Source organism: Chloroflexota bacterium (assembly GCA_034717495.1).
GTDB lineage: Bacteria > Chloroflexota > Anaerolineae > JAAEKA01 > JAAEKA01 > JAYELL01.
Map to the genome: position 1 here is coordinate 1 of JAYELL010000112.1, position 25,184 is coordinate 25,184.

Consider the following 25,184-nt stretch of genomic DNA (forward strand, 5'->3'; position numbering starts at 1 on the left):
TAGGACAGGCAAAGCTTCTGGCACTGCCTGTCCTTGTGTTTGATTGTATCTCCTGGCACCCAGCATACCGTGAGCCTGTCAAAAAAGTATCAAAAACGGAAACATCCCGCTGAATTCGGGCAAGAAGCGCACGAAAACAACGGGATGTTATGCTCGTAAATCTGCTATTTTCGCCGGTATGAACCGGCTATCGCCCCTGGTGATCAAGGGAGTTTACGTGCAAAAGGCAGGGTCACATGGAACAGAGGCATCGTTTAGCGAAAGATCGTGTTGATGGTTGATCGAAACGGCTATCACCGGATGGCGGCTAGGCCTTCTCAATCGGCTGCCAGAGCCATCCTGGCCCTTTCTTAACCACGCGGCCCAGGCTGGGAAATGGCGGGAAATGCTGCGCCATCACTAGCGCGTTTTCCTCGGCTACTAGGTCGAAGATGCGGCGCTTGCTCGCCGCAGCTTCCTCGGGTAGGATATCGAAAACGGGCAACCATTCCGGGTGCTCAAGGTGAAGCGGATAGAGCACTGTATCGCTGACGAAATAGAGCCGGTCATTTGCTGATGTGACCGAAACCACCATGTGACCGGGGGTATGACCCGGGGCCGGAAGCGTGCTAATGCCTGTTACGATGTCACCGCCTGGCTCGATAAGGACGATGCTGCCCTGTAAGGGTTCCAGATTGCGCCGGGCGATGGCAACATGTTTTTCAGGCGCTATACTCGCCGCGTCCTCCGAGAACCAGAAATCCCAGTCACGTTTCCAGATGAAGTACCGCGCATTCGCATAGATGGGCTGGCCGTCATTATCTAGCGCGCCTCCGATGTGATCGGGATGGGCGTGGGTGATGATCACGGTGTCGATGTCGAGAGGGCTGATGCCAGCGCCTTGCAAGCTCTGCAAAAGCTTGCCCGTACTGGGCGCCAGCTTGCCTGCACCTATATCAACCAGCATGCGATTGTTGCCTGTATCCACATAAAGGAACGTATACGGCGTTATGATCTTGTCGGTAGGGAGACCTCGCTGGCGAAGGGCGGCCTCAAAGGTTTCCACAGACACATTAGAGAAGAAACTCTTGGGCCAATAGTCCTTATAACCGTCGCTCAAGGAGACACACTCGAAATCTCCTATGTTGAAATGATAGTGTTCAGACGTCATGCTCCATTTTCCTCCTTAACCTAAATCCCCATCCCCTTGCTGTAATCAAACGTGATCATGTGCCCCAGCTTGACGCGAATGATCACCGGCTCGTAGGTTGCGGCCAGGGATTCGGCGAAGCCGACTGCTTCCTCGGCGGACATGTATTTCTCGAAAAGGGCGATGCGCTTGGGAGTGACATCCTCGTAGTCCAGTTCCGCCATGCCGTAGATCATAACGGCTTGCAGCACCGGATCGACCCCGTCGACCAGCACGGTCACGCGCGGATCCCTTTTGATGTTCTGAACCTTCTGCGTGATCGCCTGGGTGCCGAACAGGATGTCGCCGCCTTCATAGTTGAACCAGAGAGGAGCGATGTGGATGGAACCGTCCTCGTTGTGGGTTGCCAACTTGGCGATCAGGGGTTTGGCCAGGAAGGCTTCGGCTTCGTCGGCTGTGAAAGGTTTTGCCTGCGGGTAGGGTGCAATCGTTTGTTCAGACATGGTTTTCTCCTTTAGCCGGATTCGTCAATCCGGTCAGAACTGGGTGAGCCAACCCTCGAAGAATTGGCGACATCGAGTGAAATGGTGTTAGGCAACTCCAGGAAAACATTTCCCTCAAGACTGATTGTCTTCCTGGAGTTGCTCACGGCCTTTTCCAGATTTTTCAGGGAATCAATTTCTTGGAAAGGCCTTATTCGGGTGTGGGCAGTGCGCCAAGCTGTTGCATCATGGTGAGCTTATCGGCCACGAGCCGGTGCTCGGTGATCATGCCGTCGACGACGGTAAAGATATCGATGATATCGAAAGACACCTTATTCCCAGTAGCAGGAAACCCCAGAAATGATCCCTGATGGGTACCGTGCAAGGTTTTATAAGTCATCACCTTGTCACCTTCGGCCAGTTGCATGTGGATGATAAAGTGCTGATCGGGGAAAGCGGCGAAGTTCGTTGCGAAGAACGCCCTTGCGCCTTCAATATTGGGTGGATCGGTCATGCCGCCGTAGTCGAAGAAATCCTGGCTGAAAAACTCGACCAGCGCTTCGAGTTTGTGTTGGTTTTGGATCACTTCGACAAAGCGACGGACAACGGCTTTGTTCTGTTCTGGAGACATCGGAACCTCCTTGATTCTGAGAGCGTGTGGCAGGTCGGGTAAAGGTATGATGTTATGGGTCAGTTTACAGGGTGGCTGTCAAAAAACTGTCAAAAAGTAGATTTCACCTGAGTGCGTGCAGCAAAGCATTCGCCTCGCGCAGATCATGGCTGTCGAAACCTTCATCGAATTGGTTGTAGCTATCGGCAAGCACCTGCCGCGCCGCTCGGATTCTGCCCTGGCTCTGCCAGAGCCGGGCCAGACTCGTCGCCGCCCGCAATGCCAGTGATTTCGCCTGCTGTTGCTTGGCCGTCTCCATGGCCCGCTGGAACAACGTCTCTGCTTTTCCAGCATCTTCGCCCTGAGATCTGTGCAATTCGCCGTGCAACCTGCTCAATTCGGCCAACCAATAGCGATCCCCGCCGTTCTGGATGATGGATTGGGCAGTCGATAAGGCGGCGATGCCTTCTGCCGGTTTACCCGCCTTCCGAAAAGCTTCCGCTTGCAGGGCCAGGAAGAAGGGAGAGAAATGCTCATTGCCCGGGGTTCGCCATGCGGTCGTGCCCTCGACCAAATCAGCAATCCCCACCTCGATTTCCCCTTGCTCAGCTAGCGCCCATCCCCTCAATGGCGTAGCCATCGCTGTTGCAATCGGCAGAAAACGCCGTTGGCCCAGCCCGATTGCTTTCTCTGCCAGGTCACGCACCCCCCGTACATCGTGGCGTAAGTACGCGTGCATTGCCATCAGGCCGTACGCATAGCCCTGGCTGGTGGGATGCACCATGGACTCCACCAGATTACTCAGCTCCTGGCTCCGTCTCTGCGCCTGTTCAGGATAGCCCGACAACCACAAAGCGATGCTCGAAAGCCCCATCATCGGCACGATCGGATCATGGCCGAAGCGATAAGCATAACGCTCATGCTGCGCTGGGTCGTATAAAGCAATACCTCGCTCCATAACCTTCAGCGCCTCTTTCAACCTGCCCTGGCCGATCAAGCAGCCGCCCATATTCCGACATGCCTCAGTCACCAGGTCGTCATCTTGGGCCTTCTCGGCGGAGGCCATGAGTTGTTCCGATAGCTTCATGCCTTCATTCATTTTACCGGCCAAACCGAAGTGCCGTGCGAGGCCGACCAGTGAGGTGAAGAGGGCGGGCGTTTCGCCAAGCTCCCGGCACAACTCGACAGCTCGATCATACACACGCTTGGTCTCAGGAGAGGCATAGCCATGAATGACCGTCGTGGGCATGGCCAGGGCGAGTTGCAGATCGATCTCCTGTTGCAGGCGTCGGGATGTCTCCGGTTGGGTGTGGAGGATGTCCAGGCCGCGGCGGTAGTATGAGATGGCCTCCTGGTTGGCGGACTGATGCACTGCTTGCCAGCCAGCCTGCTGAAAATAAGAAATCGCTTTTTCCGTCAGACCGCCATCCAACTGCCAGGCTTGCTCGAAATGAAAGGCCAATTCCCCCACCCTTGTTCCGCCATCCGCCCCGGTTAATTGCTCCAACGCCATCCCCACCTGCCCGTGCAGATACTGGCGTCGGCGACGGGGAAGGTCCTGGTAAATCACTTCCTGGATCTTGTGATGTGTGAACAGATAATCGGAATCTGCTTCCTCCACCCCTTCGCCAACCAATCGCCTGCGTAGCAAATCATCCACAGCCGCCAGCGTCGCATCGCCGCCCCGCCCCCAGGCCATGTCGAGCAAATCGAAATCGAATTCCTTGCCCACCACGGCTGCCAGGCGCACAGCCTCCTGCGTGTCCTCGTCCAGGCGCTCAATCCGGGCCTGGATCGTCTCCTCCACACCGGCGGGCAGCGGCAGATCGGCCCGGCTCAGAGCAGCGAAATCCGCCAGCCAAACCCCCTCCGCCAGCCGGATATTGCCTTGCTCGAACAACGCCTTGATGGTTTCGATCAGATAGAAGGGATTGCCCTCGGTCTCCTGGAATAGACGCCGGGCCAACGGCCTGGCGGATTCGCCATCCCCCGCCAGTTCCGCGATCAGCGCTTCCACCGCCGCTGCTGAGAGCGGATGAAGTTGCATCCGCCGCGCCAGCCCATCTCGCTCCAGGCGACGCCCCAGGGTTGCCAGGGCATGGGCGGGGGATACAGCTTCCGGCCGCAGGGTGCCGACGATGAGCAAGGGCGGCCCGGTCAGGTTCCGAGTCAGATAGTGAATCAGTTGCAGGGTGGAATCGGTGGCCCAGTGCAGATCCTCGAAGACAAGTAAAATCGGCTCTCGGGCGGCCAGCGCCGCCAGAAAACGGGACACCCCCTCGAACAGTTGCGCCTGCTCTCCCGCAGCGCTCCCCAGCAGATCGGCTGTTTCGGCAAAGAGATCGGGAGCCAGACGCGCTGCCTGAGCGGCAACCCAGCCGGGCATCTCATCCGCCACGGCCATTGCCAGGGCTGGCGGCAATGACTTCAAGGCCTCGGCCACTGGCTGATAAGGCAAGACGCCTTCGAATTCGTAGCAACGCCCTTGTAAGATGCGGACGCCTTGCCAGTGCAAGGGATCGATAAACTCCTGCACCAATCGGGTTTTGCCCACCCCGGCCTCACCACTGATCAACACCAGACTGCAATCTCCATCCCGACCCATCTGCCAACTCCCGGCCAAAAAAGCCATCTCCTGCTCTCGCCCCACCAGCGGCGTGGTAGAAACAACATCCAGCGGGTTCCGACCCGAACCAGGTCGGGCAAGAACCTGGGGTGGGGGATGAGCAACAAGAGGTTGAGAGTCGACCTCAAAACGCCCTTCGACGATGGCACGGTGCAACTCGCTGGTCTCGGCCATTGCTTCAGCATCGAGTTCTTCCCGTATCACCGCCCGACAGCGCTCATATTGCGCCAGAGCGTCATGGCGTCTCCCCAGGCGGCAGTTCGCCCGCATCGCCACCCGGTGTGCATCCTCCCGCAACGAGTCCATCTGTAACAATCGTTGCGCCGTGTGCAGCGCCGCCCCATGATTGCCCGCCACTTCACGAGCGTTCATCAGCCGCGCCAGCGTTTCAAACAGTAAACTCTCCAGACGGTAGCGCTCATCGATGATCCAGTCATCGTAGAAGCCATCCATGAAGTCGCCGCCGTACAGATCGGCGGCAGCCTGGAGATTATTGATGTCCGCTCGCCCCGCCAGCATCTCGAACTGCTCGGTATCCAGCCACACTTCTCCGGGAAAATCAAACCCGACTGTCTGTCTATCGCCGGCGATGCAGTTTTCACAGGGGATACAGCGTCGAATGTGCCACAGGGCGGTGGACAAGGAACGCCGCGCCTTAGCCTCCGGCCGATCACCCCAGAACATGGCCATCAACCGTTCGCGGGCGTGTTGCTCCGGCCGGCGGGATGCCAGATAGGCCAACAAAGATTGTGATTTCGTCGTGGCAGGTCGAGGAAGTTCCTGAACGGGATGGCGGCCATTCTCATAGTCCCATTCGAATCGACCTAACAACCTTATTTGCAGCTTTGCACCCATCTGTGTTTCCCCGGCAACAGCGTCATGGTGAAGCCAAAGTCAGCTTGTTCATTTTTGCATATGCCCTTTATCCTGTCAAGCGCCGGGCCGTCGGAATTGGACAAACACACGAGATTCGTGTACACTAAGGCACTATGAAAAGAAATATTACCGTGTCTGCAGATGAGGCGACCATTCAGCAAGCGCGCCGGCGTGCCGTTGAAGAAAACACAACGCTCAACGAGCTGTTCCGTGGCTGGCTGGAGCGCTATGTGCAGCAACCTGCTGCCTCCGATCGATTCGCGGACATCATGACACATTTGCAGCATGTCCAGGCCGGACGCGCCTTCACTCGGGAGGAGATGAATGAACGTCGCTGACATGCCAGGGATGCATTTCCTCGATACCAATATCTTGGTATACTCATTTGATCGTACTGCACCAGCCAAGCAAGAGATGGCGAGGGATCTGATTCGGAACGCGCTGAAGACGCAACGTGGTATCATCAGCAGTCAAATCGTGCAGGAGTTTCTCAACGTCGCGCTCTGGAAGTTCGCCAGACCAATGAATGTCTCAGAAGCGCGCCAATATATGAATGCCGTGCTAATGCCGCTGTGTCAGCATTATCCGTCGCTGGCATTCTATGATCTGACACTCTTGATAAAAGAGGAGACGGGATATTCTTTCTATGATTCCTTGGTGGTCACAGCAGCCATCGAGTCAGGGTGCCATACGTTGGTATCAGAAGATATGCAGAGCGGTCGCACGATTCGAGGTGTTACGATTCTCGATCCTTTTGTATTGCCGGCACGGAAGTGAGAGAATCCGGGCCGAAAATTGAGTGACAGTATCAAACACGATGGCGCCAATCATGATCTACACGCTTCGCAGAAGTTTCTCTGTTTTGGGATCGTAATAGTTCATTTTCGAGGCATCGAAATCGACCCAGATGGAGTCACTCATCTCGATATCGGTGAAGCCGCCCAGCTTGATTGCCAGAGATAACGTTTCCTTCTGGATAGTGACGATGGTTTCTGCACCAGTAGGCAGTACGGAATAGACATGCACCTCCATCCAGTCGGGGCGCGCTGTTTTGGACACGCGAATATCTTCGGGACGAATCGTGGCAATCACCTGTCCCTCGCCGAAATCAAGTCTGCCCCCAACCGGCTTTCGTAAGGTTTCGGCATGGAAATAGTCGGCGTCAGCTTCAGAGGCAATGTGTCCTTCGATGATGTTGATCCTGGGGGAACCGACAAACCGGGCCACAAACAAATCAGCCGGTTCGCTGTAAATTTCCCGTGGCGTGCCCAACTGTCTTAGTTCACCCTCCATCATCACGGCGATCTTGTCCGACAAGGTCATGGCTTCCACCTGATCGTGGGTGACATAAACGGTGGTTGCACCCAAATCATGATGCAGATGCTTGAGCTCTGCCCGCATGTCGACGCGCAGCATCGCGTCCAAATTGGAGAGGGGTTCGTCCATGAGAATGATAACCGGCTCTGCCGCAATCATTCGTGCGACCGCGACGCGTTGTTGCTGCCCGCCCGATAGTTCCGATGGATAACGCTCGCTATATTCCGCTAACTGCACCTGCTGCAACACCTGGCTGACCCTTCGCTCGATCTCATCTTTGGCCAAGCCCTTTTCTTCCAGCCCCAGCGAGATGTTCTTCGCCACGGTCATGTGCGGCCATAAAGCATAACTTTGGAAAATCAGCCCAAGTTGGCGCTTTTCCGGCGGCACATAGATTCCCCTCTCTCTGGAGAACAGGATTCGGTTGCCTATGATGATCTCGCCTTCATCGGGGTCTTCGAGACCGGCGATGAGGCGCAGCGTGGTCGTCTTGCCGCAGCCTGAGGGCCCCAGAATGGTGAGGAATTGGCCATCCTCGATGTGCAGATCAAGATCCCGCACCGCGGCCGTGTCAGCAAACGATTTTTTGATGTTTGTAAGAATGATTTCGCTCAAGCTACGGTCCTCAGCGTTATGGTTGTGACAGTCACGGACAGCTTGCGGTCGCCCGTGACTGTCACCTTTCTAGAACATTCTAATTCGCCGCTTCCTGGATCCAGAAGTCCCGCACTTTCGGACTTTCGAACCACATGAAATCAGGATCGACGGTCCAGCTTTCGAGCTGGGACCAGAGCTCCCCGCCCTGGGGTAAGGGCACATCCATGCGCGGGCTTTGCGAGCCGGGTTCATAATAAGGCGCAAGGCCCTGGAGCAGTTCCGCGGATTCGCCCTCGTTATAGGGCGGTTCGATTACCGTGTCTGCTTCGATGGCGGGATCACCCAGTAAGAACGCCGTGAAAAGTTTGGCGGCGTTGGGGTGGGGGGCCTGGCGAGCAATGGATGTGTAGGTCGGATAAATCAGAGCCTGCACCGGATCGAGGTCAGCGATGACGCCATTGACGAAATCCTTGGAGTCGTTGTAGCGAATATAGGTGAAGGAGGTGATGCCAATGGGCGGCGCTTCTTGTCCTGCCAGGCCGGCTGCCTCGGCAACTTTGCTACCGGACTTGAGGATGACGAGATCGTTTTTCAGAAGCCGATAGAGGAATTCGTAACCGGCATCAGGCACCCCTTCGCTCAATTCGATTGGTTCGCCGGCGAAGCGCTCATAGGCCGCGGCCATTTCATCGGCATGCTGCACCAGGGTGGAGACGCCCATCAAGTTGGAGAGCGATTCCAGCGGTGTTTTGATGACGACCTTGCCCTTCCATTCGGGTGTGGTCAGTTCCCACACGTTTGAAATTGGTGGGGCGTCATAGGTTTCGGTGTTGTACAGAAAAACGATGGCCTCGTTGATTCTGACCAATAGCGGATCCTTCAGGTCGGTGGGAATTTCATCGGCCACGGTGTCGGGCACAAAGTTGATAATGCGGTTGTTGCCCACAAGCTCGTGGATAACCTGTCCGGAGCCGCCGGTGGTGACGATATCGACATTGTAAAGATTCGCATCCTGCTCCAGGACAGTTTTCTCGACCGTTTGCACGGAACCGAGATCGAAATACTCCACCGCGATATCCGGATACTTGGCCATGAAGGCATCGGCGACCTTGGCGATGCGCGATGAGGCGGAGTAAACGACAACCTCCCCCTCTTCCTTGGCCGCTTGCTCGATCTCTTCCCAATTCTGGGGGGATTCTTCGTAGGGACCGAGTTTGGCTTCTTTGAGCCAGACATCCATTTCCTCCGGGTACTCCGAACTCACCGCTTCCTCGGCGGCTGTATCAGCGGGAGCGTCGCTTGCTTCTTCCGATACTGCATCGGCGGGAGCGGCGGGCGGGGCGGGGGTCGCGCAAGCTGCGAGCAGAATCATGCTTGCGATGACCAATAGAACAAGTAGCGCCGATTTCGTGAATCGATTGTCCATCATCAATCCTCCTTGAGAGATAGAAGTGGCCTGATAGCGATTATCAGGTGTTGCTAAGACCAAAAACACTTTTCGTGCCGTAGAAACGGCTTACGAGCACATTGGCAAAGACAATGATAAACAGCAAGATCAAGGTGACTCCGTTGGCATGTTGGGTTTGATCTTGATCCTGATAGGCGAAAATGATGGTGGTGAGCACGCGCGTCGAGGGCGTCACCAACAGAATCAGCAACGACAGCTCACGCATGGCGGTGATGAACGTAAGTAACATCCCCGCGATGAAGCCACTGGTAGCCAGCGGGAAGATGACTTTGCGAAAGCTCTTGAACCAGGGAACACCCTGAATACGGGCAGCATCCTCCAAAGAGGGGTCGATCTGCAGAATGGCGCTTATCCCGGACCGGGAGGAGAAGGGCATATTTTTGACGACGACGATCAGGACAAGCAAGGCGAAGGTTCCGTATAAAGCCGGTATCGGGCCGATGGGCTTGGCGAACATGCCCAGATAAATGGCGCCCAGGGCGATGCTGGGGAAGACGTAGGGTGCAAAGGAAATCCCTTCCAGCGACTTCGAGAGCTTGCTTCCCCGCGTCCTGACCACGGTATAACCGATCAATAGCCCCAAAAATCCGTTGATAACGGCGGCGCTGATCCCCAGGCGCACGCTGTTCCAAACGCCGTCCCAGATGCCTGGATTTATGAAGATGCCTTCCTGGCCGCTGGCGATCAGAAAATCGCTTTCGCCGAGCCAGAAATGGCTCGTCAGGTTCGAAAGGGAATAATCACCAGGCAGGAGCATAAGCGTGCTCCAGGCCAGGATGATGACCGGCAAGGCGACAACCAAGAGCAAGAACAGCAGAATCAACCCGGCAATCGGATATCTCCAGGCGCCCAGGCGGTTGGGTTTGCTGGTGAATCCCTTGCCCTTCATGGTCACAAAACTTTTGCGACTGCCGATTATCTTGCTGTTGATGAAGATGGCCACGGCTGCCAGCACGACCAGCACCAGGGCCAGGACGAATCCATCGCCAAAGTTACGAGCGCTGATGGAGGCAAAAATCTGTGTGGGCACGGTGAAGAATCGTACAGGAAGACCTAACAAGGCCGGCGTGCCAAAAGTGCCCATGCTGCGGGTGAATGTCAGCACAAAAGCAGATCCCAGGGCTGGAATCACGATGGGAAAGGTGATCTTGCGCAGAACCGCCGGTTTGGTCAACCCGGCGATAGCTCCCGCTTCCTCCAGCTGGGAATCGATGGTCCACAGCGCACCGGACACCAGCAGAAAGGAGTAGGAATAGTAGTGCAAGCCCAGACAAATGACGATAGGAAAAAGCCCGTATGACACCCAATCAGGCGGGACAATGCCAAACATGGAAGTCAGCATTCCCGGCGTGCCGCCAACCCGATCGTTTTGGAAGATGGTCAGCCAGGCCAGGGCGATGACCCACGATGGCATCATGTACGGGATCACCATCACCGCGCCGAAAAAGCGCTTGAGCGGCACATCTGTGCGCACGATCACCCAGGCAAGTAGTGTGCCCAACACCATGGCCATTGTGGTGACGCCAAGACCCACAAGCAGGCTGTTGACAAATGGTTTATAGAAGAGCGCCCGTGAGAGTCTGCCCGTAAAAACCCGGGAATAGTGATAAAGGGTGAAATCACCAACTGTGGCGTCTCTGACCAGGCGCAGGTCGTTGGCCTGGTAGGTCAGGGAGGTGTAGATGATCTGCAGGAGGGGAGCGATAACGAGAAACGAGAAAACAACAAGAAACAGAATCGACAAAATGATGTTGGGGCGATACCTCAATTTTGTCAGATTGAACCTGAGGCTATTCAGATAGCTGCCGCGATTTTGTAAGCTTGCGAACATGTCCCAGTCTGGCACGAAGTTTCAGTGATTGGCGAACCAGCGTAGTGTAGCTTGTTGATTCTGTTGGCGAAGTCGGTGCTCGCATTGTACTACAATAAGGAATGTCCAGCAACCGGATTGCTCCAAGAGGGCGCGAGGAGGGGAGACACGGGGACACGGTGATGGGGGACGCCGCCAGCAGGCGTACCGTGAGGTAGCGACGCGGGGACGCAGGGACTCTGACATTCTGAAACTCTGACCCTCTGGCATGCTGATATAATGACATAATGCCGGAATCTGGCTTTGCGATAGCCTGGGCGTGGACGTGGCCGATGTTGCCGGCTCCTATGATTGCGAAACGCAGGTTTTTCTCTGCCACTGTAATTCTCCTTCGCTATCAGGAAGGCTTGATGCTAAAAGTATTTTATCCAACGGGGCATTTGTCAAGGCGATTTGCATCACGACAGCAATTCCAAAGGAGTTGTTCAGGCTGATTGACAGTTTGATCGTGCTAGCGTAAACTTGGATCGGCAGTCAGATCGTTGGCCCCATCGGTACCAAATTCGCCATTAGCAGGGCCGGTGAGGTTGGGCGCGCCAGGATCGAAGATGATGCATGGGCGTCTGAGGGCTTTCCAAAATGAATGCAACATGGAGGCAATCTCAACAAGGACTTTCGTGTAGTAACTGTTTTGTAGATAGTTTGTAGACGCTTGTATGTTATTCTAGTGCAAGCAACAGGCTGATAGTTGGAGTCGAGCCAGAGATCATGCCAGCCAACATACCTGATCCCCTCAGCGTGGAAGTGCAGCGAGGGGTTGAAGATAGCTCTTTCCAGGTCAGGCTCACCATGCCCGATGGCAGTTGGCAACCGGGCATACTGGATCTGACATCGCTGCGCGCGGCTTTGCATGACATCGAGCTCCAGCGTCCGGTGTGGTACAGTGAAGATCCGGCCGAATATGGCCGGTTGCTCTACGAGCATCTTTTTTCTGGCCAGCTCAGCTTTCACTACGGCGGCGCCCTCAGCGCTTCCGGCGAGCGCGGTGTGCAACTGCGACTGGACCTGGACCCGGAAACCCCGGAACTGCACGCTGTCCCCTGGGAGCGCATCTACCAACCCTCGGCTTTGGGCCAGATACCCCTGGCTGCAGCTCCCAACACATTCTTTTCCCGCTACTTGAGCACAGGCGCGGCCTGGGGATTGCCTCTGGGAGCTGGCGCGCTGCGTACCCTTATTGTTGTCTCAAGCCCCTATCCGCAAGGGCACGAGATGTATGTCGATCGGGATGCAGAACTGGCTGCAATCACCGGAGTCCTGGACGAGTTTCCCCAGAACGTGACCTACGAGTTTCTGGACGGGCCGGTCACGCTGAAGCGCATTACCGATCGGCTGGCCGACGGATTCGACATCCTCCATTACACCGGCCATGGCTTCTGGGATTCCGACGAACAGATGTCTTACCTGATCCTGGAGGATCCGGTAGATGGTGGCGTGCAGCCCTCCGGTGTAAGCCGTAAGGAATTACTGGACCGCCTGAGGCTGCTGGATAAGCTGCCCCGACTCATTGTCCTGGCCGCCTGCGAGAGTGCGCAGCAGGCCACACGGGATGGCTTGCTGGGGCTGGGTCCGGCCCTGGTGGATGCAGGCTGCCCGGCAGTCATCGCCATGCAGGAGCCGGTGGAGGTGGAGATCGCCCGGCGATTCGGGCAGGCGTTCTATTCTGAGCTGTTGCAGCATGGGTTTGTAGACCAGGCCGTCAATCGCGCCCGGCGCGTGCTCTTCGATGCTTCATCCTGGCAATGGGCGGTGCCGGTGCTATTCATGCGCCTGCTGGATGGTTTACTCTTTTTGCCGGAAGTGCGCTTCAAGCCGGCGCAGCGATCTCCATACAAATTTCTGACTTCCTATACCAGCGCCGATGCCGACCTGTTCAAGGGAAGGGAGGAGTTAGCAACCCGGGTCTTCCGCAGAATTCAGGAGTACGCGGTTACCGTGGTGTACGGCGAGTCGGGCGTTGGGCTGACCTCGCTTTTACAGGCTGGCGTCCGTCCCCGATTGGAGGATGCAGACGACCTGGTGATCGTGGTCTCGGAATACGAGAACCTGGCCAGTGAGGTCCGGGTTCAGGCGCGCATCTCGGGCAGGCCACTGCAATTGCCGATCCGCGGCGATGCCCCGCTGCCAGAGGTGCTGACCACGTTGGGCGCGCGATCATCCGGCCGGCTCATCCTGGTATTGGACCAATTCGAGCGCGTCTTCGAACTGGACCCCGAACATCAGCAAAGCCTGGCGGACGACATCGCTGCCAGCCTGGCCGGCTTGGGCGAGCAGCTTCGGCTTGCGGTTGTAATCCACACCGACTACCTGCGCGACTTCGCTGCTATGCAGGAGCGCTTCGAGGCTATTGCCCAGCCCTGGATCGAGACGCCCGTCCTAAGCAGGGATTCGGCCACGGAAGCGGTGGTGGATCCCCTGCAAGAACTTGATTGGCCTGTTAACCTGAAGCGTGACTTTGCCCGGGATCAGATCGTTCGGGAATTGGACCAACTCCACGAGCCGGAGGAACACCAAAAAGAGGGCAGTATCAATCCGGGCCAACTGCAGATCGTCTGCTATTGGCTGTACGAGGCGGCGCGCGATCGCGACCCGCCTGAGATCGACAGAGAGCTCTATGTGCAGGAGGCAGGCGGGGCGGAGGGCATTCTAACGCGCTATATGCAGCAGACGCTGGCTACGCAACTGGCCGATGAACAGGCACTGGCACGGCAAATCCTGGTTGCGATGGCCGATTCCGAAGCCGAGCTGCGAATCACGCCGGCCAACCTTGACATCGAGGGAATCCCGACCGAGCGCATCAGGTCAGTTCTGGAGCGCCTGACAGACGCGGAATTGCTGGTGCGCCGAAGGCGTGACGGGAAAGCCGCCTATGCATTTGCCAACGTTATCGTGGCGCAGGAGGCCCGCAACCTGGGCGGTGAGGAGCTCAGGCGGCGCTATCAGGCCGGAGACGAGCTGGAACGCATCTGGCGCATGTGGATTGCCGCGGTGGCGGAGGAGGACTCCCAGACCAGCCCGGCGGATCAGGCCCTGCCCAATCGCGGGCAATTGCGCTACCTGGCGGAATCGGGCGAGCATTTGAGGCCCAGACCGGTCAAGGCGTTGTTGATGTTGCGAGCGGCAGTGATCCATTATCAGCTCGACATGCAACCCTGGCTGCTCTGGCTGCAGACATCCAGGGGCGCGGATCTGGTTCAGAGACTGGAAACCAACCAGCAGGGAGATCCCGCCCAGCCATGCACCTACGTCGAGCTGGATAGGTCCAGCCGCCTGTTAGGGCTGTACGAACTGGCGGATGAAGACCGGGAAGGTGGAGATACTTCACAGATAGGGACTGTCGCCCGGGCTGCACTGCATCATCCCGACCCGGCAACCCGGCAGACCGCCACCCTGGTCCTGACAGCCCTGCAACCCCTGCCAGATGAAGCCCTGAGCCGCCTGAGCGCCGGCATGGAGGCAATACCGGAGCGGGGACTGCGCCGGCAGCGCACGGCGGAAGTATGGGCCATCTTGCTGGACGCTGATATCAAGCTGCCTGAAGGGAAACCCGAACTGACGAGAACAGAGAATTGGGGTGTGTGGTGGCACAGGGTCCGCCGCCGGATTATCCATGATTGGCGACAGATCGCCGCGCTGACGCTGGGCGGCGCTGTTGGAGCGGGCCTGGGCCTGGCGATCCTGCGTACGCTGATCAGTCTGCCGACCACGCTTCCACCGGGCGCGGTCTTCGGTATTTTCTTCTTCTATGGATTCCTGCTGGGCGCTGCGGTGAGCGCCGGGCTTCTGCTGGCCGACTACTTCCTGTTGCTGCGACCCCGACCCGATAACGGCGCATCATCGCGTTCCAGATGGTATCGCCCACTGGTGACCATCGTCATGGGCGCGGCTGCCTTCGGCATCATGCATCTCGTGGTTGCCCTGCTTAATGGCCTCAGGTTGATGCAGTCCGGCCTGATCGTTCCGCTTGCGTTTGTTGCCGGTGTCGGCCTCAGCGTATCGCTCTACCGCCAGCCTGAAGTTGGCCTGCGACTGCATCCCGGTAATTGGCTGTTGCGCCTGGCTGCATCAGCACTGTCGTTTGCATTGGTGCAGTGGGTGCTCAACGCGGTGGCAGATCAATGGGGCAATGCTCTGGCTATCGGCTGGAGCGGCGCCTTTTACAACAGCGAGTTCAACGGGTATACCAGGTTTACCGAGGTCATCGATGCGCTAACGCCTGGTTTCATCGCCTGGCCCAACGCCCTTTCCCTGATTGACGCCATGCTGGTTGGCGTGGTGCTGACCACCGGCATCACGTTGGGTCTGGTTCTGGCAGCGAGGAAGCAACGCTCGTGACTTTTTAACGGCGCCGGAAAACGCCGGTTTTCGAGCGTTCAATATGAACGAAGGCCTCAACTTATGGGGTGCTGGACGCTCATTGGTCGCCCGGTTCCGGGACGAAGACGACCGTTGATGCGAAAAGAGAAGGATGCAAAAAAGTATGAAGATCAAACGGACCCCGTCGCGTGTGCGCCGAGCCACCTTCGCCGCCATGGTTGTTATCATGGCAATGCTGGGCGGATGTCAACCCCCCGACGTCGCCCAGGTCATCGTCGATACCCAGGTGCGCCGCGAGCAATCCATTGTCTGGATGGGACCGGGAAATGTCAGCCCCTTGCCCCGGCTGCAGGACGGCGACTGGCACGACCTGGCCAGCGGCGGCAAGGTTACAACCGACCAAGCTGGCGAGGCGTGGCTGGACATCAACGACTGCCTGCGCGTCTACCTGTTCCAGGATAGCCAGTTGGTCAAGGCCGCCTGTCCCAAGTCCAGCTACACCGGCGGCAATGTGACCTGCTCTCTATCGGGAACTGGGGTCTACAACAATTCCTGCAGCAGCCAGGTCGTCCTGCAGACCCTGAGTGCCGACGTTGTGTTGGCAGGCACCTGGGTCATGCTCACCTACATTCCGAAGCTAGAACTCACGGTGGTTGGCGTGGCCGAGGGGGAGGCTGATGTGTGGCCAGTTACCGATTTTGACAGCCGGGCGACGGCCGAGCGTCCTGTTACCGTGCATTCGCAGGAACTCCTGTTCACGTCACCGGATGACAAACTGCATGATATCGCTGGCCTGCCCCCGCGCGTGCCCCTGCCTCTGGTTGAGGTCTATCCCCTGGCGGAGGAATTGGACCTCGAAAAATGGCTGGACCGGACCAAGGATCAGGCACCTGTTGATGATGTTCCCTTCCCGGAGCCCGGGGAGACCGGCACGCCCGAACCCACTTTGACCCCGACACGCAAGCCAACCCGCGTACCTACAGCGACACCCACTCCAACCAGACGGCCAACGCGGGTCGCAACCGATACCCCTACGGCGACCAGGCGGCCAACCCGGACGCCCACCCCGACCAAACGACCGACGCAGACGCCCACTCGGGATGTCAGGCAGGAGCAGGAGCCATTCGTCGTTCTGGGTGCCGGTGGCCCCCTGGAGGATTTCCGGGTCGACCGGTCGGTCGCTGTGGCTGTCGACTGGAGCGCCCTGCTTGAAGAGATTTTCCCCCAGTACTCGCAGCAGGTCACTCTCGACCTTCCCAGTCTGACCACCTCCTCGACAAAGGTGGCTTACGACCCGGAGCTAGCCCGGGAGCTTCTCTACGAGGCGGGCTATCCTGAGGGGTTTGACCTGATACTCGTTGCGGAAGAGCGAGACGAATTCATGGCCGCGGGGGAATGGATGGCGGTGCAGTTGGAGGAGGTCGGTCTGCGGCCGGACCTTGCCACGGTCAACCGCCGTCAGGCACCTGGATTCCTGGCGGAGTTGGTCAGCGAGGGGTTACCGGTGCTATGGTTGGGCTCTGAGATCGACCAGGCGTGGCGGGACAATCTTCCAGAGCCGACGCCCGAAACGGTTGCTCGCGTGCGAGTCCATGTCAACAGCAGTTCCGATTGGACCGAGGTATTCCTGCCACCATCAGGTGACATCGCTGAGACGGAAACTGTCGAAACATTCGGGGATTATAACGACGCGTTTATGGAAGACGCACGTCTGCTATTGGCTCAGGATCTCGGCAGAGCGAAAACGGGCTACGAAATCGGCATGGTGCAGGACATCGCCTATGCTTCTATGCCCGCTTCAAATATCTACACCGTTCGCCTTGAAAAGGGATGCATCGGATTCAGCGAGGCCGAGATCTTCAATATGCAGACAGGAAGTCCTATCCTGGTCGGCCGCCTGGCAACGGACAGCTGCAACGAGGATTTCGTCCTGCCCATCAATCGACAGCAGTTGCTTTCAAACAACCCTACACCGCTGCGTCTGACCCCTTTACACATCAGCGTTACCACCGATGCCGATTGGACCGCTGTCACCCTGCCCCAGAATGGCGTCATGACCGAACAGCGCAGGTTGGGGGTCGAGGGGAACACGACCTATGCCCACCTGATTGACGGCTCGATTCAAGTTGGCCAGGAGCTTGACAGTGCGCTGGAAGGCGCGACCGTGGGGATGGTCCAGGAAGTAGTTTTCGCAGACTGGCCTCGCAACAAGAACATGACCATTTCGGTGAATCGCGGCTGTATCGGCCAGACCATCGTCACCATCTTCAACCCGGAGATCGATGCCGTTGTGGGAGAATTCGTCACCGACCACTGCGACGAAGAAGTGCCCTATACATTCAACCCGAACCAGCCCTTGCTTTACTGACCGCTGACCGCCTGTAACCGACTACAGATCGCGGTCTGCCGTAACTCTTGTCCCGATTCTCGCTTGAGTTTAGGCAGATCGAGAGATCGGCGTGCCGCGAGGCAGGTCCTTTCCGATCGCTTGCAGGGCCAGCCGGGCAGCTCCCAGCGCGGGCGGAGTATTACTGACAAAGACGTCGGCCATCGGCGCTGCCCTCAAGACCTGGGCGCGCAGCGGGCTGATGACAAGCTCTCCAGCCTTGAAAACCCCGCCGACCAGAGCCACCTCAAATTCCCGGTCACACAGGTCTAGCTTGCGGGCTACGGCGATCGCGCTGCGGCCGAGTTCGCTGCCGGCATGGTTGAGGATATGCAATGCAACCTGGTCCCCTTCAGCGGCTGTCTCAACCACCTGCGGTGCAAAGCCGGAGATCAGGGTTCTTCCGCTGTCTTTGGAGGGGTCGTATATGGTCGGGATGATCTGCTCCACGTCGTCGAGCTGGAAATGCTGCATCAGCTGGTCCAGCAGGGCGGTAGCCGGCCCGCGCCCATCCTCGGCTTTCAGCGCGGCGACGATGCCCATTCGGCCGATGTCATAGGCGCTGCCCTCGTCGCCGATCAGGTAGCCCCGTCCTCCCGCCTTGGCGATCTCGCCATCGAGGCCGGCGCCGACCGCAGAGGATCCAGTGCCGGCGATGACGACCACGCCGTAGCTCTTGCTGATCGCTCCCCACAGGGCAATGTCGGTATCGCTCACGACAGTGATAACCCCGGAGATACCCAGCTGGACAACCGTGTCGCGAATCAACTGCCGGTAGCCCCTGCCGCCGGCCACGCCCAGGCATACGGCGGCTACGGTGTCCGCCGCTGGGCTATCGGCGCTGGACAGTACGGCCGTGATGGCTTCCACGAGGGAGACGCGCAGTCGGTCCGGTGGCACCCTGGTAGGGTTTCCCGGACCGCCGATTCCCCAGCCGAGCACGCGGCCATCCTCTCTTAGCAGGAGGGCCTGGGTTTTTGTGCCACCCGCGTCGACGCCGATGACGATTGCCGGTTGGTCAGTCACGCCGTTTATCTCTGGCAAGCGGTGTGGCGATAGCTACGCCGCCGACACTGGTTTGCGGTACGATGGACCCATCGTCTTCTTGAGGCGTTCGCGGTATTGGGCCCGGACTTGCTCGTTGTGCTCGTCGCCACCGGCCACATTGGCGCTGATGAGAATGGGCGGCATGATGCCTCGCTCGGCCAGGTTCTGGGCCACCTGCACCGTGATGGCGTTGACGATGGCCACGCTCGCGATGCTGGATGTGGCGCCCGCTCGCCCCGGGAAGCCGGGCACCTCGATGGAGGCGTCCCCGATGATTCCGCAGTTGTCGATGACCAGGTCCGCGACCTCATAGAGCTTCAAGCCGCTGGAATGTCGGGGCGCGGCGGATCGAGTGTGGGCCATGGAGGTCACCGCTATTACCTTCAGGCCACGGTCTTTTGCCTCCATTGCCATCTCGATGGGGACTGCATTGATGCCCGAGTTGGAGAAGATCATGATGACCTCTCCCTCGCGTACATCCCACTGGTTCAGCACCACGGCCGCGTAGCCTTCGAGACGTTCGGCCTTGCCCTGTGTGGGATCGTTGATGGGCTGCACGGGGACGAGCCCGCCCGCTCTGCCTTGGGCCTCGAGGGCCGACATATGCGAATGTCCGCTGCCAAATACGTGTAAGATGCCACCCTCGGCGAGCGAATCGGTGATCCAGGAAGCAGCCTCCAGAATGGCCTTCATTTGGGTCTCCTGGATCTTTTTTACCAGGCTCTGAGCATTGATCAAATAGTCGTTGGCAAGCACGTTAGCCTCCAGATTTGTTGTGAGTTGTTTGCAAGAAAAACGGTACGCTACCCTTTTAGTGCACCGACAGTGATTCCCTTCTGGATCTGTCCCTGGAAGATTACATAAATCGCCAGGGTTGGCACCATGATCAAGGTCACGGCCGCGAAGAGCCCGCTCCAGTCGCTCTTGTAATACTGCTGGTGCAGCATGAAAGCAAGACCCTGTGTCAGCAAAAAGCGGTCATCACGGGTCATCAACACCACCGGCAGGAGGAACTGGTTCCACATGCCCAGGAAGTTGAAGATGCCAATGCTGATCAGGCCGGGCTGCGCCAGGGGCAGCATGATGGTGAAGAAGACCCGGTATTGATTGGCGCCGTCGATGACGGCAGCTTCATGCAGTTCCGACGGCAACGATCTGAAGAATCCGGTCAGGAAGAAGATGCTGAAGGGCAGCGAGAAAGCCACGTACACCAGGATCAACCCGTGATAGGTATTGAGCATGCCCAGGTCCTTGACTAGGAAAAAGAGAGGGATCAACGCCAGAAAGATGGGGAAGAGCATGCCGGCCATGAACAGATAGAAGAGGAAGCGGTTGCCGGGGAAGGGGAAGCGGGCCAGCACATAGGCTGCCATGGCGGAGAAGAGCAGGATCAGGAAAATCGAGGGCAATACCACGATCAGGCTATTGATAAAGTACTCGCCGATGTGGGCATCGGTCCAGGCACGGGAGAAGTTGTCCCATTGCAGGGATTGAGGCAGTGCCCATGGATCGAAAAATATCTCCTGGTCTGTCTTGAACGAGCTGTAGAGCAGCCACACCATGGGAAAGATGACGATGACAGCCCAGATGGCCAGAATCGCGCCCAGCACGCCTCTGGAAATCACGTCGCCCAGGCTCGATCTTTTTCCAGGTGGTGTCGTTCCCGGCTCCATCTGTACGACTTCTGTCTCAGTGGCCATGTTAATACTCCAGACCTTCGCGGCGCGTGACACGTTGGATCACAATGGAAATGAATAGGACGATCAGGAACAGGGCAACACCGATAGCCGTTCCGTAGCCAAAATTGCCTTCCAGGAAGGCCTCGTCGTAGAGATAGGTGGAGAGCACTTCAGAGGAGCGGCTCGGCCCACCCAGGGTCATGGTCTGGGTAATGGCGAACATATTGGTGGCGACGATCATGATGAAAATGAGGGCGGTCACGATGGCGTCCCAGATCATGGGTATCGTGATGTTCCGGAACAGTTGCCACTGGTTCGCGCCGTCGATCATGGCCGCTTCGTAGAGGCTGACCGGCACCGCTTCCATGGCAGCGACGAAGAGGACCATGTAGAATCCCACGGCCTGCCAGATCGCAACGGTACTCACGGCTCCCAGGACCGTATCGGGATTGCCCAGCCATACCGGTGGATTCTCTATCCCGATCAGATTGAGCATCGAATTCAGAATGCCCATGGTGGGGTGAAAGACAAAACTCCAGAGTACACCCACCGCGACCACCGACATGACCTGGGGAAAGAAGTAGGAGACCCGGTAAAACTTGCCGAAGCGCACCCCCTGGGTCAGCACGAAGGCGAAGAAGAGGGCCAACGAGATGGTGAACAACGGTAGCACCACCAGGTAGACAGCGTTGTTGCCCAGCGCATTCCAGAAGTACTCATCTCCCAGCATCTTCTGAAAATTGGCCAGGCCGATGAACTCGGGTGCCCTGGCCAGACCGCGCCAGCGGGTGAGGCTGATGTACATGGCCCGGCCGTAAGGATAGATCACGAATACCCCGTAGAGAAGCAGAGCCGGAAACAGAAAGGGTATGATCAACCGATATTTGTTGCGGTACATTGTTCAAATCCTTATGGGGAAGGGCCAGCCTGCGCCCGCTTTGGATGGGGCTAAGGCAATTCTGAAACCTTAACCTTCATAAGCGAGCGCAGGCCACGCATTCATTTAGGAAGCCATTGATACACGACGGAGTTACCCTCCAGCGTGCGGATTATGGAACCCGCATCAGCTTCTAGGACTCGCGTGTGTACTTAGTAACGTCGGGGTCGGCCTTGATCTCGTCGGCCTTCGACTGCATTGCTTCGATGAACTCGTCGACGGTGATGCGATTGGTCAAGAGATCGCCAGTGCGATCTTTTACCTCGTTCTTCAGGTCAGTATACCAGCCGCCCAGGTAGAATTTGTCGGCGAAGATGTCATCACCGGCGCCATCTAGAGCGCCAAGGGCAGACTCGAGCGCGCTGCTCAGTTCGACACCCTCAGTGCCGCCGATGATCGGCATGATGACGCCCACGTTGTTGGCAAAGAACTTGGCATTCTCCTTGGACATCAGGACGCGCATGAACTCCATGCCACCCTCGACATTTGTGGCAGCGGAGGGCACGAAGTAGGGCTCGCCGGCATTAGCCAGCAGGGAATGGGAGGTATCCTCGGTGGTACCGGGCACAGGTGCCACGACCATGTCGAAGCCCTCCGGCGTCAGATCGCGCATCTCGTTCTCGAGCCAGCTCCCGTTGGGAATGAAGATGGCATTTCCCTGCAACCACTCGGCCTGCGATTCGGTGTGAGTCAGTCCCTCGGTGCCTGGCATGATGAACTCGCGCTTGGCCAGCTCCGCCATCTGCTCCACCGACTTCCTCACGGCATCGGTTTCCCAGGCGCCGTCCTCCAGGTTGTCGATGTCGATGATGGCCTGCAAGCCGCCGTTCTTGTAGATCAGTGGCGTCAAGACGCCGAAGACCATATATTGCGGGAACTTGCCCTGATAGGTCCAGCAGTTATAGTCCTCCGCCTCGCGTGCCTCGCAGAAATCCAACATCCCATCCCAGGTGGTGGGATACTCCCAGCCCATTTCGTTGAAGAGGGTCTGGCTGTACCAGATGCCAAAGACAGTCATGGTAATGTTCAGCTCGCGCTGGGTTCCATCCCAGACGCCCGAATCCTGGGAGCCTGGCATGAGGGTCTCCCCGAAGGTCTTGCCGGGCGTGTCCAGGGAGGGCGCGTTCATAAGCGGGGCCAGGTCTGCCATCTGGTCTTCGTCAACCAGGGGGGCCCTGGGTAAAGCAAAGGCGCCGCTGTTGTCGATCACATCAGGTGGATTGCCCTCGATGAAGCGGGGGCGCAACCGCTCGCTAACCTGCTGGATGCCCTCGACCGACATGGGGTTATCGGGATGGACCCTTGCGAAGATCTCGGCGGCGTTGTCGAGGTAGGCGCGGCCGAGGCCGCCCTCGAAGAACACGCCTTCAGTCGATGCCTCTGGCTCAAGGCCCAGCGGGTTGACGTGCGGCTCTTCAGATGGCTCTTCGACAGCTTCCTCTACGGGAGCGGCTTTTTCAACGGGAGCGGCTGGGGGCGCTGCGGGGACCGCACAGCCTGCCAGTAATACGACGATAAGGCTGATGGCTACCAGCGCCAACAGGGTACGATGGGTCAGCTTACTCATGGGATTCCTCCAGATAGGGTAGGTGAAAATGGACGAACGTCTCGTTGATCGGCGTTGTGATCAATCGGTGTCAAATTAGTCTGTGGGAAAATCCTCCTTTCACGCGGCGCCTGAGCCGCGTGGTTGCTATGCAGCAAGTTCCACCAGAAAGACATAGCGATCGGCCCGATAGGCCGACTCCACGTACTCAAAGGCTCTGTCCCTCTGGTCGTAGGTCACGCGCCGGTTACGAAGGACCGGAGAGCCTCTGTCGACTTTCAACAGTGCCTGGTCCCGCTGGCTGCACAAATCGGCGCCGATTCGCTGTTCGGCCCGGGTGGGGGTAACGTCGTAACTCTCTCTGAGCAGTTGGTACAGGGACCTGTTTTTGAAGTCTTCTTGCAGCAATGACTCGACATTGACCAGGTGAAGATATGCGGTCTCGATGGCGATTGGTTCGAGGCCTGCAAGGCGGATGCGCTCCAGAAGGACCACCGGGCGTTCCGGTGTGGTCTGAAGCGCTCGCATGACGGAGGAAGGGGGGTGTATGGATTCCAGGCGCAGGACGCGGGCACCGGAGGTTGATCCCCGTCTTGTCATGTCCTCGGTAAAGCCGGTCAGGCGGCTGAGCTTCTGCTCGATCCTGGGTTCGGCTACGAAGGTGCCCTGGCCTACGCGGGCGTAGATGGTGCCGTCGCGGCCCATATCCAGCAGGGCCTGGCGTACGGTCATGCGGCTAACATCAAAACGGTTGGAGAGTTCCCGCTCCGAGGGGAGGCGATCATGAGGATGGTACTGGCCGGAGCGAATCTCATCCAGCAGTGATTTCTTGACCTGAACGTAGAGCGGGTCGGGAGCTTCCCGGCGCAAGGGCATCGTCGCCATCCTTTTAAAGGTATAGGCCGGTCTAGACCAATCACGATGAGTATATCACAGCCTGGAGCCCCTGTCAAGCAAAAAACCGGGATTCTGTTGGGGCTTGGTCTCCACGCCCTTGCACTATGTCAGTCATGCCTCTGCCGCGGCATTCGGTTTATCCTCATTTTGCTCGGCTCCGGCATCGTTCATCTCCCCGGTTACCAGCGGTGAGTCATCGGCGCTGAACAGGATGGCCAGCCAGCGCGTGTCGTCGAAGCTTGCCATGATCACGATCATCAATGCGGCCAATGGCCCCGCCAGTAACGCGCCCAGCGTGCCAAACATCCATGCCCAGAAAATCAGTGAGATAAACATCAGTGCCGGCGATAAGGCGATATCGTCACCGATGATTTTCGGCGCGGCCACTTGCTCGATGAGCTGATTGATAACCAGGTAACCCAGGGCGACGATGATGCCAATGACCAGCCCCGATTCCGCCGTTGCCAGGAGGATGGCCGGGATGGATGCCAAAACCAGGCCGATGTAAGGGATGAAGCTGAGTAAAAACGCCAGCACGCCCCAGAGCAGGGCGAAATCCACCCCGAAGATCAGCAGCATCACGGTGACGCCAACCCCTGTAAGCAGATTGAGCTTGATGCGGGCCAGGACATAGCTGTAGATGCTGCGCTGAAATAGTCGCATCCGCTTTACGTGAACATTGTTCTCTCCCAATCCTTTTTGCAGGCGTTCGGGATAGTGAGAAGACTCGATCATGATGAAGGCAAGTGCGACGAGGATCGCCAGGCCGGCAACTGCCAGTGCAACCAGGTTTTTCAGAAAACCCGATGCGACGCCCGCCATCGTCTGGAATAGAGCATTGCTGGCCTCTTCTGTCGAGGACGCATCCAGGTTGAGGCCCTCCAGCCACTGGACCAAACCATCCAACTGTGCCAGGATTGCATTGTCATAATCATTCAGCGATTCGAGAAGCTGCCGGAACGAAAACGCCAGCAATAACCCCAGGAAGATGGCGATACCTGCCATCCCGGCCAGCATTATCAAGAGCGAGATGCCAGAGGAAAGCCCCCGGTGTTTCAGCTTTTGGTAGAGGGGAACGACCAAAAGAGCCAGAAAGAATAACAAAAAGAAGGGCGCGATCAGGCCTGCGCCCAACTTCATGAGGGCAACAATGGCCAGCAAACCGGCTATCAGCACAACGAGACGGACGATGGAGGTTTTTCGGGAGGAAATCTGAACCGTGATTTCGTCACTTGTTGTCATTGAATACGCCTCTCAGTATGTGATGAGCTGGCAGCTTGGGCGACTCTCTATGCACATTCCGGGGCATCCGATCCCAATCCGGCCGTTCGACGTGCGTATAGTTTGATTGCGGGGTTGGCGCTGATGCCATGCGCAAAAATGCTCAGCAACACTGTGGC

18 protein-coding genes are annotated in these 25,184 nt (G+C 57.8%); 4 read left to right on the forward strand and 14 right to left on the reverse strand.

The features are described 5' to 3' along the window. Positions 1-307 precede the first annotated feature (307 nt). From U9R25_19850 to U9R25_19865, 4 genes are all read right to left on the reverse strand, one after another. Positions 308-1,150, reverse strand: coding sequence for an MBL fold metallo-hydrolase (locus U9R25_19850; GenBank protein MEA3338147.1), 843 nt, complete (start codon positions 1,148-1,150; stop codon positions 308-310). Positions 1,151-1,170: 20 nt separating this feature from the next. Beyond that, entirely contained in the window at positions 1,171-1,632 is a 462-nt protein-coding gene (locus U9R25_19855) for a pyridoxamine 5'-phosphate oxidase family protein (protein MEA3338148.1), read from the reverse strand. Positions 1,633-1,822: 190 nt separating this feature from the next. Continuing rightward, entirely contained in the window at positions 1,823-2,242 is a 420-nt protein-coding gene (locus U9R25_19860) for an ester cyclase (protein MEA3338149.1), read from the reverse strand. A gap of 103 nt (positions 2,243-2,345) precedes the next feature. Beyond that, positions 2,346-5,702: an AAA family ATPase gene (locus tag U9R25_19865; protein ID MEA3338150.1), complete on the reverse strand. Its 3,357-nt coding sequence runs from the start codon at positions 5,700-5,702 to the stop codon at positions 2,346-2,348. Positions 5,703-5,854: 152 nt separating this feature from the next. On the opposite strand from U9R25_19865, the gene U9R25_19870 reads away from it, so the two are divergent. Both U9R25_19870 and U9R25_19875 read left to right on the forward strand, forming a co-directional pair. Further along, a complete protein-coding gene (locus U9R25_19870) occupies positions 5,855-6,061 on the forward strand; it encodes a hypothetical protein (GenBank protein MEA3338151.1) in 207 nt (68 codons plus the stop codon). Beyond that, positions 6,048-6,500: a PIN domain-containing protein gene (locus tag U9R25_19875; GenBank protein ID MEA3338152.1), complete on the forward strand. Its 453-nt coding sequence runs from the start codon at positions 6,048-6,050 to the stop codon at positions 6,498-6,500. Before U9R25_19870 ends, U9R25_19875 begins: the two co-directional genes overlap by 14 nt. A 57-nt stretch (positions 6,501-6,557) precedes the next feature. Here the strand turns inward: U9R25_19875 and U9R25_19880 are convergent, their stop codons facing one another. The 3 genes from U9R25_19880 to U9R25_19890 form a co-directional block, all read right to left on the reverse strand. Next, the gene (locus tag U9R25_19880) at positions 6,558-7,655 is read right to left on the reverse strand and encodes an ABC transporter ATP-binding protein (protein ID MEA3338153.1); all 1,098 of its coding nucleotides are present in this window, start codon (positions 7,653-7,655) and stop codon (positions 6,558-6,560) included. 79 nt (positions 7,656-7,734) lie between these two features. Continuing rightward, a complete protein-coding gene (locus U9R25_19885) occupies positions 7,735-9,066 on the reverse strand; it encodes an ABC transporter substrate-binding protein (protein MEA3338154.1) in 1,332 nt (443 codons plus the stop codon). A 40-nt stretch (positions 9,067-9,106) separates the two neighbouring features. Continuing rightward, positions 9,107-10,936 (reverse strand): iron ABC transporter permease, encoded by a 1,830-nt coding sequence (locus U9R25_19890; protein ID MEA3338155.1) that lies wholly within the window; start codon positions 10,934-10,936, stop codon positions 9,107-9,109. Between the two features lie 747 nt (positions 10,937-11,683). Between U9R25_19890 and U9R25_19895 the strand changes: the two genes are divergently transcribed. Both U9R25_19895 and U9R25_19900 read left to right on the forward strand, forming a co-directional pair. Beyond that, a complete protein-coding gene (locus tag U9R25_19895) occupies positions 11,684-15,310 on the forward strand; it encodes a CHAT domain-containing protein (GenBank protein MEA3338156.1) in 3,627 nt (1,208 codons plus the stop codon). A 145-nt stretch (positions 15,311-15,455) separates the two neighbouring features. Beyond that, positions 15,456-17,660 (forward strand): hypothetical protein, encoded by a 2,205-nt coding sequence (locus U9R25_19900; protein ID MEA3338157.1) that lies wholly within the window; start codon positions 15,456-15,458, stop codon positions 17,658-17,660. Positions 17,661-17,729: 69 nt separating this feature from the next. Here the strand turns inward: U9R25_19900 and U9R25_19905 are convergent, their stop codons facing one another. The 7 genes from U9R25_19905 to U9R25_19935 all read right to left on the reverse strand — a co-directional run bounded on the left by U9R25_19905 (position 17,730) and on the right by U9R25_19935 (position 25,026). Beyond that, on the reverse strand, positions 17,730-18,704 hold the full coding sequence (locus U9R25_19905; GenBank protein ID MEA3338158.1) for a BadF/BadG/BcrA/BcrD ATPase family protein: 975 nt from the start codon (positions 18,702-18,704) through the stop codon (positions 17,730-17,732). Between the two features lie 33 nt (positions 18,705-18,737). Continuing rightward, the gene (locus U9R25_19910; GenBank protein MEA3338159.1) at positions 18,738-19,481 is read right to left on the reverse strand and encodes an SIS domain-containing protein; all 744 of its coding nucleotides are present in this window, start codon (positions 19,479-19,481) and stop codon (positions 18,738-18,740) included. 47 nt (positions 19,482-19,528) lie between these two features. After that, positions 19,529-20,425 (reverse strand): carbohydrate ABC transporter permease, encoded by an 897-nt coding sequence (locus U9R25_19915; protein MEA3338160.1) that lies wholly within the window; start codon positions 20,423-20,425, stop codon positions 19,529-19,531. A gap of 1 nt (position 20,426) precedes the next feature. Continuing rightward, positions 20,427-21,302, reverse strand: a complete 876-nt coding sequence (locus tag U9R25_19920) for a sugar ABC transporter permease (GenBank protein ID MEA3338161.1) — start codon at positions 21,300-21,302, stop codon at positions 20,427-20,429. Positions 21,303-21,474: 172 nt separating this feature from the next. Next, complete coding sequence (ngcE, locus tag U9R25_19925) at positions 21,475-22,908, reverse strand: N-acetylglucosamine/diacetylchitobiose ABC transporter substrate-binding protein (protein ID MEA3338162.1); 1,434 nt, start codon at positions 22,906-22,908, stop codon at positions 21,475-21,477. Between the two features lie 126 nt (positions 22,909-23,034). Then, the gene (locus tag U9R25_19930; protein ID MEA3338163.1) at positions 23,035-23,763 is read right to left on the reverse strand and encodes a GntR family transcriptional regulator; all 729 of its coding nucleotides are present in this window, start codon (positions 23,761-23,763) and stop codon (positions 23,035-23,037) included. A 132-nt stretch (positions 23,764-23,895) separates the two neighbouring features. After that, positions 23,896-25,026: an AI-2E family transporter gene (locus tag U9R25_19935; protein MEA3338164.1), complete on the reverse strand. Its 1,131-nt coding sequence runs from the start codon at positions 25,024-25,026 to the stop codon at positions 23,896-23,898. Positions 25,027-25,184: the final 158 nt, after the last annotated feature.